This is a genomic window from Ruminococcus sp. BSD2780120874_150323_B10, assembly GCF_015553695.1.
Taxonomy (GTDB): domain Bacteria; phylum Bacillota; class Clostridia; order Oscillospirales; family Acutalibacteraceae; genus Ruminococcoides; species Ruminococcoides intestinale_A.
Window position 1 is genome coordinate 38,728 of the sequence record NZ_JADNHD010000008.1, and the last position, 15,882, is coordinate 54,609.

Consider the following 15,882-nt stretch of genomic DNA (forward strand, 5'->3'; position numbering starts at 1 on the left):
ATGAGAGGAAATCTATCTATTTATAAATTACTTTTTATCAACTGTATGAAGAAGTCTTGCAGCATAAAGTACGCAAAGTACGCTTACGCCTGTATCTGCTATTACAGACAACCACATCGGAGCGATACCGAGTATTGCAAGGATAATTACAATTGTCTTTACACCAAGTGCAAATGTAATGTTTGTCTTTACAGTAGCAACAACTTTCTTTGCTATTCCGACAGACAACGGTAACTGTTTTAAATTACCTGCCGCAAGCACAGCATCTGCCGCCTCAATAGCAGCCTCACTGCCGAATCCCATTGCAAAACCGCAATCGCTTGCAGTAAGAACAGGGGCATCATTGATACCGTCACCGATAAAGCATACAGACTTATGAGTTTTCTTTATATCTATAAGTTTTTCAAGTTTATCTGACGGCATAAGCTCTGCCGAATAAGAATCAAGTTTAAGTTCATTTGCAATATCCATTGCATTTTCTTTTTTATCACCCGTAAGCATTACACTGTCTTTAACACCGAGTTTTCTTAACTCTGCAATTACACTCTTTGCCTCCGGTCTTAATGTATCGCTAACAGAGATTGCACCGATTAATTCACCGTCGTAGATTACATATACAGATGCGGTTTTTTCTGCATTTACCTTTTGTTTATCGCTTAAAACCTTTGTGCCGCCGCATACAAGAGCTTTGCCGTTATATACAGCTGTAACTCCCTGTCCTGCCTTTTCGCTGTAATCTGAAAGTTCAGGTAAGTTTTCCTTTTCTGCCTTATTTTTTATTGCCATAGCAATCGGATGTGAAGAATATCTTTCACAAGCGGCTGCAAGTGCAATAATTTCAGATGAAGTATGATTGCCGTAAGCAAAAACTTTGTTTACAGAAAGCTCGCCTGTTGTAAGTGTACCTGTCTTGTCAAATACAAAAGCGTCAGCCTTTGCAAGAGCTTCGATATACTTGCCGCCCTTAATAAGAACGCTGATTTTTGATGATGCGCCAAGACCCGAATAATAAGAAAGCGGAACCGAAATTACGATTGCACAAGGGCAAGATGCAACAAGACAAACCAAAGCACGATAAATCCATGTGCTGAAACTGCCAAGCCCCACAAGCGGAGGAACAATAGCAACTACAATAGAAATAAGTATAATAATCGGTGTGTAAACAGCTGCAAAACGGCTGATAAGCTTTTCACTCTGTCCCTTTGTAGCTGCTGCATCTTCAACAAGTTTAATAATTCTTGCCGCTGTACTGTCGCCAAATTCCTTAGTAGTTTTTATTTCTATAAGAGAATTGCCGTTAATCATACCGCTCATAACTTCACTGCCTGCCTCTGCATCGACAGGAACACTCTCACCTGTAAGCGCCGAAGTATCAAGAGTAGTATTTCCTTTAGTAATAACACCATCAAGCGGTACTCTTTCGTGTGGTTTAACTACAATTGTACTGCCTATTTTAACATCCTCGGCGGCTTTTACAACTTCCTTGCCGTTTATAAGTACGGTTGCATTATCGGGACGAATCTGCGCAAGTTTTGCAATATCACTTCTCGATGCAGATACTGCTTTCTCTTCTACAATTTCGCCGACTGCAAAGAGAATAGTAACCATAGCCGCCTCTACAAACTCGCCTAACGCAAATGCCGCAATAACAGCAATTGTAAGCAATGTAGTTTCATCTATCTCTAATTTAAACACCGATTTTACGCCTTTAATAAATGTTCTCCAACCTGACAAAACAGTGGCAACAAGGCTTAGTCCGAGTAGAACAAACCAACCTACAGTACCGAATTCAGCATCAGAAAATACAGTAAGTTCAAGACCGAAAGCCGCTACACCAAGCACAGCCGCTGTAATAATAGAAATAAGTTCATTCTTTATTTCAACCTTTTTATCTTTCTTGGCTGAATTTACCTTTTCGGCAGTTACGGTGTTTTCTTTTACATTGTTATCAATAACTTCTACACCGTCTCCAATGCTGTCACAAACTGCCTGTATGTCCTGTGCCGTTACATCCTCTGCCGACTCAAACACAAGTTTTTTATTTGCAAAATTGAAATTAACATTCTCATAGCCGTCTGTTTCGGCTAATTTCTTCTCTATCTTTCCTGCACAGTGCGCACAGTTGAGATTTTCAAGTGTGAAAGTGTACTGCTTTAAATTCTTTCTCTTTGTATTATCAATAACTTCTACACCGTCTTCGATGCTGTCACAAACCGCCTGTATGTCTTGCGCTGTTACATCATCTGAACACTCAAGTACGAGTTTTTTATTTGCAAAGTTGAAATTTACATTCTCATAACCGTCTGTTTCGGCTAATTTATTCTCTATCTTTCCCGCACAATGCGCACAGTTAAGATTTTCAAGTGTAAAATTATATTTCATAAAAAACACCCTCCTTACTCGAGAACATGATCAAGTCCCATTTCAATAATTTTTTTAACATGGTCGTCATCAAGAGTATAATAAATTTGCTTCCCCTCTCTTCTGACCCTAACAAGTTTGTTTTGTCTTAATACTCTCAACTGATGAGAAATAGTGCTTTGCTCCATATTTAAAGCCTCTGCAATACTAAGCACCGACATCTCATTATCGGAAATTGCAAACATTATTCTGATTCTTGTCGAATCGCCGAATACTTTAAAAAGATCCGCTAAATCAAACAGCACTTCCAAATCAGGAATTTCTTTTTCTTTCTTTTCATTTAGTTCTGCCATATTCCTATCTCCGTTTATTAATCTGTTCATATGTTTATATGTTCATATGTTAACTTGAGTATAGCACATAAAAAAGTAATTGTCAATACAATTAAAAAAATTATTTGGTAAATATTTAAATATTTTTCAGAATTTCCTACATTATATATGCAATTATATCCTGAAAAATATTGCAAGATTTTAATTCCGTATTGCAATTATGACAGCAGTATTATTTTTTATAAGAATAATTACAAGTATGTAATCTTGCTTAGTCATAATAAGAATAAACTTGATTTCATTTATTTAATTTGAGTACATTTTAGATAAAAATATGTTACAATTCCAAATATGCGTTGACTTTACTACAATTTTGTAGTATCATTTTCTGTATAGGAATGTTAGTGTTACCTTGTTGTAATGCTGCAAAATGTGTGTTTTAAGAAAATGTAATATATTTGTGGATATACTATTATCAGTTGAGTAATATGGCAGATACTCATTTTTACAGCAATCAATGTTGCTGTTTTTTGGCACGCACTTTTATTTAGATTTAGATTATGTAAACTCACATATTCGTTATTGTGAATGTACAGTATATGGAATTGGAGTGTAACGGTTTGGAAAAGTTTGTAGTAAACGGCGGTAAGCCGCTTTTTGGTGAAGTAAATATAAGCGGTGCAAAAAACGCCGCAGTAGCAATTATCCCGGCAGTAATCCTTTGTGACGAGCCTTGTCAGATTGAAAATATACCTAACATCAGCGATGTTTCACTTATAAGCAGAATTCTTCAGCAGATGGGTGCACAGGTAAGAAGAATTAATAAATCATCACTTTATATAGACCCGACTCATATTTCAACTCACTCTGCAACAACAGAACTTGTAAGAGGTATGAGAGCATCTTATTACCTTCTCGGTGCTCTTCTTGGCAGATGCGGTAAAGCTCAGGTTGCTTTACCTGGTGGTTGTAACTTCGGTGTTCGTCCGATTGATCAGCATTTAAAAGGCTTTGAAGCTATGGGCGCAGTAACACAGCTTGTTGACGGCGCAATTATTGAGGCAGATGCTGATAATCTTCACGGTGAGCATATTTACCTTGATGTAGTATCTGTAGGCGCTACAATGAATATTATGCTTGCGGCATCTAAAGCCGAGGGTATGACTATCATTGAAAATGCCGCAAGAGAACCGCATATTGTTGACCTCGCTAACTTTCTTAATTCAATGGGCGCAGATGTAAGAGGCGCAGGTACAGATGTTATTAAAATCCGTGGCGTAAAATATCTCCACGGCATAACATATTCGATTATTCCGGATCAGATTGAGGCAGGCACATATATGTGTGCGGCAGCTGCTACAAGAGGTTGCATTACAGTAAATAACATTACTCCAAAGCACCTTGAATCAATTACAGCTAAACTCCGTGAAATGGGTGTTGTAATTACCGAATACGATGAGGCTATCAAAATTGACGCTACAAAGAATCCTTTAAAGCGTTGTAATATTAAGACTATGCCACATCCCGGTTTCCCTACTGACTGTCAGCCGCAATTTGCCGCACTTCTTGTAAGTGTACCGGGTACAAGCATTATAAATGAAAATGTATGGGATAATCGTTATCAGTATGTAAGTGAGCTTGTTAGAATGGGTGCACACATTTCTGTTGAGGGCAGACTTGCAATTATTGAGGGCGGATCTCCGCTTACAGCAGCTCCTGTAAAAGCTACCGATCTAAGAGCCGGTGCAGCAATGATTATTGCGGCACTTGAAATTAACGGTGTTACTGAAATTTCAAGTATCCAGTACATTGAGCGTGGCTATGAAGATGTAATTGAAAAATTCAGAGCATTGGGTGCTGACATCAAAAAAGTTTATTATGCAGGCGATAACGAAGACGAACTTCGTGCTTAATAATTAAATATAAAGATTTAACCGCTTGAGTTTTATAGCTCAAGCGGTTTTTTCATAATAAATTAGATTATTTATCAAAATTCAATACTAATCGTTTGTGTAAATTATGGTTTAGCGGAGTGTCGGTCGGGCATTGAAATTTAGCTAAAGCTAAATTATCCTCCCAAAAACAAAAAAGTTTACTCAATTTTTTCAAAAATTGCGGGTTTGGGCAGCGCCCATAAAAATCTTCCGATATAACAATTTATCAGGCGCAAACAGCCACGCTGTTTGCGTGCTAAAACCAAGTTTGTTAAAACAGGCGACAGCCACTAAAAAAACTATATTTTATTAATGAAATAACGAATTTCTTTTCTTGTTGCTATCGCATTTTTAAAGGCTAACGCCGTTGTGTTCAAGCCGCCGAACAGCGAGCTGTTTGGCTATTGTTAGATTGCGTAAGCGGAAAGTATTTGTGGGCTTTGCCCACACCCACGACCTTTGAAAAGGTCGACCAAACTTTTATAATTGTTTGGTAAATCATACCGTTAAACCATAATTTACCCCAACTATTGACATAGAGCCTATAAATTTTATAACAATATAAATAAAAAAAGCAGTATCCTCATTAACTGCAGATACCACTAAAACATATAAGATACTATCAAATTTAAAATTAAATCTCGTTGCCTAACATCTTGTTCCCTCTCTCTTTAAACATCAATATTGCCGATTACTCAATTTTTATAAATCTCAAGATGTCAGGCAGAACGGATTTACATCAGTATGAGGAAATATGAATTTATCAACGCTATGTGCTCCAGTATCTGAAATTTTTTCAGATTATCGGTGTCTTCGTCCCCACCGAGCGCTAATAAAGGCATATAACCAAAACACTCTATATACAACAAATTTCCATGTTCGTTAACAGCTTTATAATACTGATTCAAAGAAAAAAATTCGTTTAAAAAGCTCTTGTCTGCAAGTCTTTTTAAAAAGAAATCAAAATCTTTGAGCATCAGTTCACATTTTCCGTAGCGAAGATACATTATACTTATATACTCGCCGCTTTCCAAGGTAATTATGTCACCAAAGGCAGTTACAAAAATGGGAACTGCGTCTTTATACGGAAAGTATGTATTATCAATTATACTTTGATAATCATCGGGATTAATCACTTTAATATATCCGTTCATAGAAGTGTCTAATCCGTAATTTTGCCAAATTTTAAGCAAATTTTCAGGAATTTTATTCTTGAATTTGTTAATAACATTGTCATTAACTTTTGCATATGATTGAAAATCCTGTAATGCAACTGTATTCAAGAGTATTTCTCCCTTTTTATTTTATACAAACCTCCGTACCGTTGCACAGCACCGCTTTACTTCACACATCATATCGCAGATGTATGAAGTAGCTGTGAAGTGCCATAATCAAAACTGCTAAATACAAAACTTCTAAATGTACTTGTTTTTCCTTTATTTACTGATTTTATTATAGCACAAGGATTTTCATTTGTTACAGTTTGGGCAAAAACGCATTAAAAAAAGTCAAAAGTGATGTTTTTTATATGACAAATTAAAAATTATGTTGTATAATATCTTCTAAAGGGGGAATTTCGGTGCTTAATATTCTGCTTTGTGATGATGATAAATCAATACTCGAAAAAGTACGGTCACTTATAAGTAATCTTCAAAAAAACTATAAAATTGAATTTAATATAGATATGCGTACCTGCGGTGATTTTATATTTAAAGAAAAACATTCTTACGACATCGCTATAGTCGATGTTCAAATGCCTGCCGTAAACGGACTTGAGGTATCGGAAAGATTAAAACAATTAAACCCCGACATTATTATTATGATTCTTACCTCATATCCGGCTTACCTTGACAGTGCAATGAAAATTCAGGTTTTCAGATATCTTTCAAAGCCGATTGACACTGAAAGGTTTAACAGAAATTTTCTTGAAGCCGTTGACTATTACAAGAAAATCAGTAAAAGTATTATAATAGAAAAATATGACGAAATTTTCACCGTAAAAACAAGGGATATTCTCTATATTGAAAACAGAAAACACGGTTCACTTATCGTTACTAAATACAAATCATACGAAACCAATAAGAAACCTGCCGAATGGTACGAAATAATCAATCAGCCTAACTGCTTTGTCCAATCGCATAAAAGCTATATCGTAAACTTACAGAATGTAATTAACTTTGATAAAAGTTCAATTACATTTCAGGGGGCCAATGAGAATCTTATGGAGCATTGCATTTCGCAAAGAAAATACGCAGAATTTAAAAAAGCCTTTTTTGATTTTGCGGGAGGTATTGTATGATAATTTTCAGCTATGCGATGGTAACGGTATTTGAGGCAATCATTTCTTACATATTTATTTCCGGCAAATTTGCTCAGAAAATGAGCAATATGGGTTTATTTTTATGTTTTTCATTGTCTGCTGCACTGCAATTTATAATAAATACGATAGGTGTGGAATATTCAAATATTGTAGCATTTTTAGCTTGCAATCTGTTGCTGTGTATTTTTTGCTTTAACACAAATGTTTTTCAAGCAATATTTACTTCAATTCTTCTCACATCTATAACTCTCATAACAAAAATGACTCTGCTGTTCCTTGTAATGGTAACTTTTAATATTGATATTAAAGGAATCACTGAGAACGGTATGATATTTTTCTTATTAAGCGGCAGCTCGCAGTTATTTTTCTTTTTTATTGCATACTTTGTATCTAAAATTTCTGTCAAAGAAAATAAAGAAAATTTGAAGCTAAATAAAACAAATATGCTTTTCTTTCTGCCGATGGCGTCAATACTTATCATATGCGGTATGTCATACATTTCGCTTAACTATAAACTTGACGAATTTACATATGTTTTGTTTGCGGTAGGCGCTCTGCTTTTAATGTATTCAAATATAGTTGTTTTTCTTGTACACGAAGACGTATTGAAAACTCAATACGAAAACACGGCGCTAAAGCTGCAAAAGCAAAAATCAGAAATTGATACCGAATATTACTCTATTTTGCAAAATCAATACGAAAATTCTAATATTTTAATTCACGATATAAAACGCCACTTGCTTTCAATAAAAGAACTTTCAAACGAAAAAGACTTTGAAAGCATAAATAAATACATTGACAGTCTGTATGAAGATTATCAGATTAAATACTTAAAGAAATACAGCGATAACAAACTTATAAATGCAATCATAAACAGATATGTCAGTGCTTGCAAAGATAAAGAGATTGACTTCTACTGCGATATTCGAGATATAGATTTTTCTTGCATTTCAAATAACGATATAACATCATTACTTGATAATATTCTTGAAAACGCTCTCGAGGCAACGCAAAATGCCGATAACAAAAAAATTGAGCTTACAGTTAAGCAAACGAATACAAACTATATTGTAATCAACATATGGAATTACTGCACAACTGCTCCTAATCTTAAGGACGGCAAATTGCAAACAACCAAAAGCAATAAATTTATTCACGGCTACGGAATAAAAAGTATAGAACGAATAGCAAAACAATACAATGGTAATGTAAGTCATAATTTTGACCCTGAAAATATGAAATTCACTCTCGCAGTTGTTTTGAAAATTAAATAAAACAATAACACAAAAAAGCGATGACTGATAAAAAAAGTGGTTCATCACGATTTTTTGCGGGATGGTGAACGGACAGAAGGAATAGAAAGATAGCGAATCAAGGTAAAGAAGAAATCATCATCACGTAACCGTAGCCGATTCGTTTGGATACCGCCGAAAAGTTTGTGTAAAAGTGAATAATAAGCTTCCTTTCAAGCAATAATGGAAATAGAAAAATTAAAGCTTGAAAGGAAGTTTTTTTAATGGCAAAAGCACCGGCAGAAATGATGAGAAAATTCTCTCACTTTATGCCTGCGGAATGAGCCAGTATGATATTTCCGAACAAATCAAAAATCTGTATGATGTAGAAATCTCTCCCAAGCTTGTCAGCAAAATCAGCGAGAAGATTATGCCCGATGTGACTGCATGACAAAATCGACCTCTTGAAGCAGTATATCCGTTCGTTTTTATGGATGCAATTCATTACAAAATCAAGGAAAATCATCAGTATATCACGAAGGCTGCATATGTAGTTTTAGGCATCAATCTCGACGGCCAGAAAGATATTCTCGGCATATGGATTGGCGAAAATGAGAGCAGTAAATTCTGGCTGAATGTGTTGAACAAGCTCAAAACCCGTGGAATTAAAGATGTATTTCTGTTCTGCGTTGACGGTCTGACAGGTTTCAGACAAGCTATTGAAGCGGCTTTTCCGAACGCACAAATCCAGCGTTGCATCATTCATCAGATACGCTCAAGCACAAGGTTTGTCAGCTACAAACACATCAAGGAGCTGATGGTTGACCTCAAGAAAGTATATCAAGCAATCAGCGAGGAAGAAGCTATGAACAACCTGATTTTGTTCAAGGACAAGTGGGGCAAGGCGTCCTGCATATCTGCAACGCTTTTCGGATTATAATGTCCCATAATTTGCTTTGCGAGGTTCTCGCCCCGTGTGCTTTCTCTCTTTTTGCCATTTCGTTCATTCCTTTTTCCTTTCTTTCATTGTAACACACTTTCCCGAAATTGAAAAAGTGTGCAAGCTATTTTTTAACTTACACACTTTATTTTACAAGCTCATCCAGGGCGGTAATCTTGAAGTCCTCAGGGTTCTACTCGGTCATAGTTCTATCTCAATACTTTTACTGTTTATTTTAATTCTAAGCCAAAAGTGCGTTCTACTCGGTCATAGTTCTATCTCAATCACTCAAATATATATTCATTTGGCTGCACAAATGCAATTAGTTAATAATAGATTTGACAGCCATTTAGACACCTTGACTTAGACACCTTGACTTTTTGGCAAGCAAAAAAGAAAAGCACTGACTATAAAAAATCAGTGCTTTTGGCTGGGCTGGCGGGATTCGAACCCACGCATGACGGAGTCAAAGTCCGTTGCCTTACCGCTTGGCGACAGCCCAATATATAATTTTTGTGTAAAACGCTTATTCTGATTAGCGAGCTTAAAAAAGTTGTTTGTGCAAATTACCGACAGTGTCTTTTACATTTATATAAGTAAAGCCGCAAAGGCATTGTACCTTGCGGCTTTATGGTGACCCATCGGAGATTCGAACTCCGGACACCTTGATTAAAAGCTACCACTATATTGAGCCAATTTATTATCATATTGACAAAATAATTTATCAATATGACTATGATAACGCTGATTTAGTATTCTTTGTTGTGTAGCTAAATGCACATATTTCATTGTCATTTGTAAACTTGTGTGTCCGAGCAATATTCGCAGTTCTTCAACATCACCGCCATAAAGGATATAGTTAGTCGCAAAAGTGTGGCGAAGTAAGTGAGGGTGCAATCTGATAATTCCTGTACTTTCTTTTAAATCTTGAAAATACATCTTGATTGTATTATCGGTAATCGGTGTACCATCTTCTTTTTGGAAAAAGCGTTTTTCATATTCGTTTCTCATGTGTGAATAACGATTAATATATCGCTTAGTTTCTTCACCAAAAGGTACTAATCGCTCTTTTTCTCCTTTACCTTGCACTAACATAGTGTTGTTATGCATAAATATGTTTTTTGATTCAAGACTTACTACTTCTCCTCTTCTCAGACCTGAATCAAGCATAAACATTACCATTAATTTATTGCGAATACCAAAGTATGAGTTATCAAAATTATTGAGAAGTATTTTTACTTCTACATCTGACAAAGGAACTATATTGGCAATTTCAGCTTTAATAAGTTTCAACTTACCCACGTTTTGAATGAACTCATTTTCATTTAACCATAATAAAAATGTTTTCACTGCTCTTGTATAAGTTTGCAGTGATATTTTTTTAGTACCGTTTTTATTTTCAATTAAATAGAGTTTGTAATCTTCAAATAAATGAGTATAAACATCTTCGACATTTTCTATTTTGTTATCTACACACCATTCAATGAACTTCGGTAAATTATATTTATAATATTTTAAAGTTTGTTCAGTTACACCTTCAGAAATTTTTTCTTTCAAGAACTGCTGATAAGCAGCACATAAAGTCATAAAATACACCTCGTAAGCAATCAGGTAACAATATTGTAACATATTGTAATAATATGGTCAATATTCAACAACTTTGTTTATGAGGTCTTTTTTATATAAAAAACAGGAGGCAGCTATGAGTATATTAAGTTTTGAAGAACCATACACAGACAACGAGGTTGTCGGATATTATGAAGATAAACTTATTGTCAAGCGTGAGGACGGTAAATTATTTTTCTGTGAAATACCCGAAAATCTTATTGAAATAGGAGAAACTATTTCTCCAAAAGATTTAACAAGTATTGCAGAATTGCCGTATGATGTACAAAAAGGGATTATAAATCAATATGCAGATTGAGAGGTGTTGAATTTGGCTTACGATCCGGCAAAATCAGAACAGACAAAAGAAGAAATGAAACAAAAGGTCATTGAACTTGCTAAGAACTTTAAAGATAATCCGCAGAATATGATTGAATACTTGCAATTTTCAACTCGTTTTTATAACTACAGTTCAAGAAACACAATGCTTATTTATCAGCAAAATCCGGGTGCAATGTTTTGTAACAGCTATAAAGCATATCAGGATATGGGTTATTCGGTTAAGCGTGGCGAACACGGAATGAAAATACTTGTGCCAACTATAAAGACATACCTTAATATTGACGGCAGCCCTGTTCCTCTCAGTAAAGCTACAAAAGAACAGAAAGAGGCTTACAAGCAACATAGAATTGAGGCAGAGCAACGAATACATTTTAAAGTCGGTACTGTTTTTGACATAGCACAAACAAATTGTCCTAAAGAAGATTATCCTAAATATTTCGATCTTGGTTACACATCAGAACAGCATAAACAGCTATACGAACTTATGAAAACATATTGCGAAAAAGAGTTGAATTGTAAAGTACACGAAAATCAATTTAATTCAGTATCACTGCGAGGCTTCTTTGATCCTGCAAGCAATTCAATTTCGCTTAGCGGTATGTTTGACGATTCAACAAAATTATCAGTACTTACACACGAAACCGCACACGCTATTTTACATAAAGAGCTTGATAAAACTCAAATTAAAAGTGAAGCTCAAATGGAATTTGAAGCTGACGCAACATCGGTAATGTTGCAGTCATACTTTGGCTTGCAAATACCTGAGAGCAGGCAAAGACATCTTGCCGATCAATACAAAACAATGTGTGCAGACAAAAATATCTCTTCGGCTGACATTACAAAATCACTTGATCACTCTCACAGAGCATATAAATCAGTTGCGGATAATATCAACAATAGTCTAAAACCTGAACTTACACAATCAATTAAAAATGTTCAGGCTGCACAGGTGACACAACCCATTTTACCAAATCAAATAGCAATGCCCGATATGGGAATGGCTATGATGATGTAATTATGACTGCGTTTTTGGCAGTCTTTTTTATTACTCAAACAAACAAGTGTCCCACGGTGGGACACTTAGTAAAAAATTTATCATTTAATCGGGGGAACGAAAAATGAAAGAAAATAACAAAGCAATAAAAATTGCAGTATCAAATCAAAAAGGTGGAGTAGGAAAAACTACAACTGTATTAAATCTCGGAGCAGCACTTGCTGTTAATGATCGCAGAGTATTACTTGTTGATTGCGACCCACAGCACCATTTATCAAACTGGCTTAATTGGGAAGCCGATGGCAAGCCTACAACATCCGATATTATTTTCAGCACAGTTACAAAACAAAATGTAAATTTTAAAAATTGTATTCGTTATTGTGAAAAAGAAAACTTTGACTTTATACCGTCAATTAACTTGCTTGCCGGTATGCTTGGAATTATTGCTGCAGATGATAACAGTTCAACTGTAATTTCAAGAATTTTTGAAAATGACTACTTTAACGAAAATTACGATTACATTATATTTGATTGTCAAACTGCTCTTGATTTGCTTGTTACAAATGTTCTCAACGCTTGTGATAAGCTGCTTATTCCTGTTCAGGCAGATTTACTCAGTTATGAGGGCGTAGAACAAATGCTTGACAGTTTTATGCGAATTAAGAAAGATACCGATATTCGTAAATATCTTCTTGGAATGCTTGTTACTATGTATCAGACTAATACAAGACATTCCGCTACAATTTACAACGCACTTAAAGAAAGTTATAACGATCTTGTTTTTAATACATATATATCATATAGAACAGAAACAAAAAACTCAGTAGGTTTTCATCGTAGCAGCGTTTCAGACTGCAAATCAGTTGTAGGTGCTCAGTATATAGAAGCTGCACATAGGATTATGGAGGAATGTGAAAATGCCTGATTTTTTTAAACCCAAAAAGCAAATATTAAAAACCCCGGAGCAGGCATACTCTGAATTGCTCGGCGGAAGCACGGAAAATCAAGTTGTAGAAATTGACATATCTCTGATTGATGAAATAGACGATCAGCCACAAAGCATACATCAAGACAAAATTGAAAACATAGCAGAAAGTATGAAACATATAGGACAGATTGACCCTGTTACTGTTGTGAAGTCAAAAAAAGAAGGCAGATATGTTTTACTTGCAGGCAGACACAGAAAAAGAGCATGCCTACTGAATGGGCAAAAATCTGTTAAAGCAATAATAAAAAACGAAACCGACCCGGACAAGCAAAGACTAATCTTATTGGCCACTAATAATGACCGTAACACTGACTACCTTCCCTCCGAACTTGCTTTCAGTTATGCGGAACAATCCGAACTATTAAAAAAACTTGGCAGTAAATCTACCGTATCAGCTATAGCAGAGCAAAACAACACAAACAGAAAAGCTGTTCATCGACACATCAGACTTACATATCTCATTAAACCTTTACTTAACAAAGTTGACAGCGGAGCAATTACAGTAGGCGCAGGATATGAACTTTCATTCCTTTCAGAGGAACAACAGATCTCATTGCTTAATTTTATTCTTAATAATGCCTCGGTTTGCCAAAAGATTGATAAAGACATTGCAAGAAGAATAAGACTTGAACCTGACAATCTGCAAGAAATCTTTTATCCAAAAGTTGATGTGCCGGTATTATTTGAAGAAGCTGATATTGAAGAAGAAAATATTGGAATTGAACCTCTTGAAGCAGAGAAAGAAAAAGTTAATAATTCATCTGAAAAGGTAATTAATCCTGAAACAAGCAACCGCAAGTGTCCCACGGTGGGACACTTAAAGGAAAAAGAGCAGTTACCGAACGAACTGATTATGACCTTATCGGCTACAGTTTTAAACTGTACAAGCTCGGTATTAAAATATTATGCAACTGCATTTCCTACCACTGCCGAATCAGTTAATATGTTTAGTCAACGATTTAAGAATTTTTCTGCAAGCGGTAATACGCAAAATTATGTTCCATATCAGGAATATCAAAATTGCGAATACAAATTAAAGTTTCTTAAAAAGCAGCTTGAATTTTATCTTAACAATAATAAATATACAGTTGCTTACAATGAACTTGATGAGTTTATACGCAGATATTTAAGAAAATTCTTTCCAAAAGAAAAACTCGTTGAACTTATATCAAATACATAGTTTTCTTCTCATCGTTCCCCGATGATAGAAATACAGGGCTGTTTCAAAACATTTGGAACAGCCCAACACCCACAAGGAGGTAAATATGAAAATCAAAAGAATAATTTGTGCTTCATTAGCAGTACTTAGCTTATCAACAGCATTATTATCATCACCGGTAAACGCAGCACCGAAAATTGGTGATGTAAACCTTGACGGCATAATTAATATTGTAGATGTATCATTAATTCAGCAATATCTCGCAGGATATAAAGATATGAAATTTTACTCGGCATATGCTGATTTTGACCGCAACGGAAAATTAGACATTAACGATATATCTTTATTGCAACAGTATCTTTCAAAATCAATCATTGTGTATGGTGATTTTATATTTCAAATGAGCAGTAATTCAAAGTTGATTTCTCAATCATATTTTGGCAATGATACAAATGTAACAGTACCGGGATTTCTCCCCGGATACAACTATGTAGTTACCGAAATCGGTTCTAATACATTTTCAAACAATTCAAAAATCGCAACAGTAACTTTGCCTCAAAATATCGGAAAGCTTAACGATAAAGCTTTCAATAATTGCAGCAAACTTACAACTGTTTATGCTTATAATAAAAACCTCAAGTGGAGCAATTCATTTTATAATTGTCCAAAATTCAAGTCAATTCAGTTTAAGTGAAATTAAAGAATAAACCGCACCTTACATACCCCTTCTCCTTTTATTAAAATGAAGAAACACTGCAGTTAGTGCGGAACTGCAGTGTTTGTACTAAACATAATTTATTATATAAATGAAAGGAAATTTATGATTATACTATTACTTATTATAATAATTATTTCACCGATTTTTATAGCAATTTCACTTTACAACACTGTTAAAATTTACAGGAAAATAAAATATATAGACAAATACGGAATATTAATGTCGGTTACCTGGTTTGCAGTTGAAATCACAGGTATGATATTTTTATTTCTTGAAATTTAAAATGTATTTTAAGTTTCTATTAGCTTTCTTTATTTTGGATGATTTTATATATGTATTTTTACTTATTGTTCTATTTATATAGTCGATATTAAAGCTACGCATTATACTTTTGTTATAAAAAAAGTATATCAGAAACGCTATAACTAAAAGCAACAAATTTAATAGTGTTCCTAAAATGCTTCGAATTGCAATATAGAAAATTAATCCACCAAACACAAACGCAGCAAATGAAAGCAAAATAAAAAGTGTCGTATGATTATTCAAAATAACATCAAAAGACGAATTAGCATAAGATAAGTAATTATTAACCTTTTTGTATTCTTTTTCAATATCAGATATTTCTTTATTTTTTCGGTATCTCCAATCGGATAATATTTTCTGAATTTTCACATTAATGGTAACTAATGCCTGCATATATAATGTGTACTCTTCAATATCAAAATTTTCATCACGCTTAATTAATTTTTTGCATATACATTTAAACTCCTTAATTAATCTGTTGATTTTCCTTTTGTCGATTTTTTCAATATGTTGGCACCTTTCGACTACTTGGTGTAACTGAGTGTACTTATAATAAGATTTCTTTAAATCATCAATTTCGAAAAAATGTTCATAAGCATACTCGTTTAATTCATTAATTTTCAAAAATAACATCTCCTTAATTTTTTGATATAC

At 34.5% G+C, this 15,882-nt stretch carries 13 protein-coding genes, 2 tRNA genes and 1 pseudogene; 9 read left to right on the plus strand and 7 right to left on the minus strand.

All coding sequences use genetic code 11. The annotated features are described in order from the left end of the window. Positions 1 to 27: 27 nt before the first annotated feature. Complete coding sequence (locus I2E21_RS06630) at positions 28 to 2,382, minus strand: heavy metal translocating P-type ATPase (protein ID WP_195410780.1); 2,355 nt, start codon at positions 2,380 to 2,382, stop codon at positions 28 to 30. A 14-nt stretch (positions 2,383 to 2,396) separates the two neighbouring features. Next, complete coding sequence (locus I2E21_RS06635) at positions 2,397 to 2,714, minus strand: metalloregulator ArsR/SmtB family transcription factor (RefSeq protein WP_022234585.1); 318 nt, start codon at positions 2,712 to 2,714, stop codon at positions 2,397 to 2,399. Positions 2,715 to 3,313: 599 nt separating this feature from the next. Here I2E21_RS06635 and I2E21_RS06640 point away from each other — a divergent pair. Continuing rightward, on the plus strand, positions 3,314 to 4,606 hold the full coding sequence (locus tag I2E21_RS06640) for a UDP-N-acetylglucosamine 1-carboxyvinyltransferase (protein ID WP_186936338.1): 1,293 nt from the start codon (positions 3,314 to 3,316) through the stop codon (positions 4,604 to 4,606). 755 nt (positions 4,607 to 5,361) lie between these two features. Here I2E21_RS06640 and I2E21_RS06645 read toward each other — a convergent pair. Further along, the gene (locus I2E21_RS06645) at positions 5,362 to 5,910 is read right to left on the minus strand and encodes a T6SS immunity protein Tdi1 domain-containing protein (RefSeq protein WP_195410781.1); all 549 of its coding nucleotides are present in this window, start codon (positions 5,908 to 5,910) and stop codon (positions 5,362 to 5,364) included. Positions 5,911 to 6,206: 296 nt separating this feature from the next. Between I2E21_RS06645 and I2E21_RS06650 the strand changes: the two genes are divergently transcribed. From I2E21_RS06650 to I2E21_RS06660, 3 genes and pseudogenes are all read left to right on the plus strand, one after another. Beyond that, the gene (locus I2E21_RS06650; RefSeq protein ID WP_022234588.1) at positions 6,207 to 6,926 is read left to right on the plus strand and encodes a LytTR family DNA-binding domain-containing protein; all 720 of its coding nucleotides are present in this window, start codon (positions 6,207 to 6,209) and stop codon (positions 6,924 to 6,926) included. Then, complete coding sequence (locus I2E21_RS06655; protein ID WP_195410782.1) at positions 6,923 to 8,221, plus strand: GHKL domain-containing protein; 1,299 nt, start codon at positions 6,923 to 6,925, stop codon at positions 8,219 to 8,221. The genes I2E21_RS06650 and I2E21_RS06655 overlap by 4 nt, the downstream gene beginning before the upstream one ends. 265 nt (positions 8,222 to 8,486) lie before the next feature. Continuing rightward, positions 8,487 to 9,083, plus strand: a pseudogene (locus I2E21_RS06660) (IS256 family transposase); the annotation flags it as partial. Positions 9,084 to 9,546: 463 nt separating this feature from the next. On the opposite strand, the gene I2E21_RS06665 reads toward I2E21_RS06660, so the two are convergent. The 3 genes from I2E21_RS06665 to I2E21_RS06675 form a co-directional block, all read right to left on the minus strand. Further along, positions 9,547 to 9,621, minus strand: a tRNA-Gln gene (locus tag I2E21_RS06665). A gap of 129 nt (positions 9,622 to 9,750) precedes the next feature. Further along, positions 9,751 to 9,813 (minus strand) — tRNA-Ser (locus I2E21_RS06670). After that, positions 9,789 to 10,706, minus strand: coding sequence for a tyrosine-type recombinase/integrase (locus I2E21_RS06675; protein WP_195410783.1), 918 nt, complete (start codon positions 10,704 to 10,706; stop codon positions 9,789 to 9,791). The genes I2E21_RS06670 and I2E21_RS06675 overlap by 25 nt, the downstream gene beginning before the upstream one ends. Before the next feature lie 115 nt (positions 10,707 to 10,821). Between I2E21_RS06675 and I2E21_RS06680 the strand changes: the two genes are divergently transcribed. The 5 genes from I2E21_RS06680 to I2E21_RS06700 all read left to right on the plus strand — a co-directional run bounded on the left by I2E21_RS06680 (position 10,822) and on the right by I2E21_RS06700 (position 14,901). Next, positions 10,822 to 11,043 carry a hypothetical protein gene (locus tag I2E21_RS06680; RefSeq protein WP_195410784.1) on the plus strand — a complete coding sequence of 74 codons (222 nt, stop codon included), beginning with the start codon at positions 10,822 to 10,824 and terminating at the stop codon, positions 11,041 to 11,043. 12 nt (positions 11,044 to 11,055) lie between these two features. Beyond that, positions 11,056 to 12,081 carry an ArdC-like ssDNA-binding domain-containing protein gene (locus tag I2E21_RS06685; protein ID WP_195410785.1) on the plus strand — a complete coding sequence of 342 codons (1,026 nt, stop codon included), beginning with the start codon at positions 11,056 to 11,058 and terminating at the stop codon, positions 12,079 to 12,081. 103 nt (positions 12,082 to 12,184) lie between these two features. Further along, positions 12,185 to 12,985, plus strand: coding sequence for a ParA family protein (locus I2E21_RS06690; protein ID WP_195410786.1), 801 nt, complete (start codon positions 12,185 to 12,187; stop codon positions 12,983 to 12,985). Next, the gene (locus I2E21_RS06695) at positions 12,978 to 14,228 is read left to right on the plus strand and encodes a ParB/RepB/Spo0J family partition protein (RefSeq protein WP_195410787.1); all 1,251 of its coding nucleotides are present in this window, start codon (positions 12,978 to 12,980) and stop codon (positions 14,226 to 14,228) included. Before I2E21_RS06690 ends, I2E21_RS06695 begins: the two co-directional genes overlap by 8 nt. 85 nt (positions 14,229 to 14,313) lie before the next feature. Beyond that, on the plus strand, positions 14,314 to 14,901 hold the full coding sequence (locus tag I2E21_RS06700) for a dockerin type I domain-containing protein (RefSeq protein WP_177379012.1): 588 nt from the start codon (positions 14,314 to 14,316) through the stop codon (positions 14,899 to 14,901). A gap of 288 nt (positions 14,902 to 15,189) precedes the next feature. Here the strand turns inward: I2E21_RS06700 and I2E21_RS06705 are convergent, their stop codons facing one another. Then, on the minus strand, positions 15,190 to 15,852 hold the full coding sequence (locus tag I2E21_RS06705) for a hypothetical protein (protein WP_195410788.1): 663 nt from the start codon (positions 15,850 to 15,852) through the stop codon (positions 15,190 to 15,192). Between the last annotated feature and the right edge of the window lie 30 nt (positions 15,853 to 15,882).

What these genes read in the sequence shown, in the direction of transcription:
- I2E21_RS06655 (WP_195410782.1), top strand. Translation starts at nt 6,923, where the DNA reads ATGATAATTTTCAGCTATGCGATGGTAACGGTATTTGAGGCAATCATT.
- I2E21_RS06635 (WP_022234585.1), bottom strand. Translation starts at nt 2,714, where the DNA reads ATGGCAGAACTAAATGAAAAGAAAGAAAAAGAAATTCCTGATTTGGAA.
- I2E21_RS06680 (WP_195410784.1), top strand. Translation starts at nt 10,822, where the DNA reads ATGAGTATATTAAGTTTTGAAGAACCATACACAGACAACGAGGTTGTC.
- I2E21_RS06695 (WP_195410787.1), top strand. Translation starts at nt 12,978, where the DNA reads ATGCCTGATTTTTTTAAACCCAAAAAGCAAATATTAAAAACCCCGGAG.
- I2E21_RS06630 (WP_195410780.1), bottom strand. Translation starts at nt 2,382, where the DNA reads ATGAAATATAATTTTACACTTGAAAATCTTAACTGTGCGCATTGTGCG.
- I2E21_RS06675 (WP_195410783.1), bottom strand. Translation starts at nt 10,706, where the DNA reads ATGACTTTATGTGCTGCTTATCAGCAGTTCTTGAAAGAAAAAATTTCT.
- I2E21_RS06690 (WP_195410786.1), top strand. Translation starts at nt 12,185, where the DNA reads ATGAAAGAAAATAACAAAGCAATAAAAATTGCAGTATCAAATCAAAAA.
- I2E21_RS06700 (WP_177379012.1), top strand. Translation starts at nt 14,314, where the DNA reads ATGAAAATCAAAAGAATAATTTGTGCTTCATTAGCAGTACTTAGCTTA.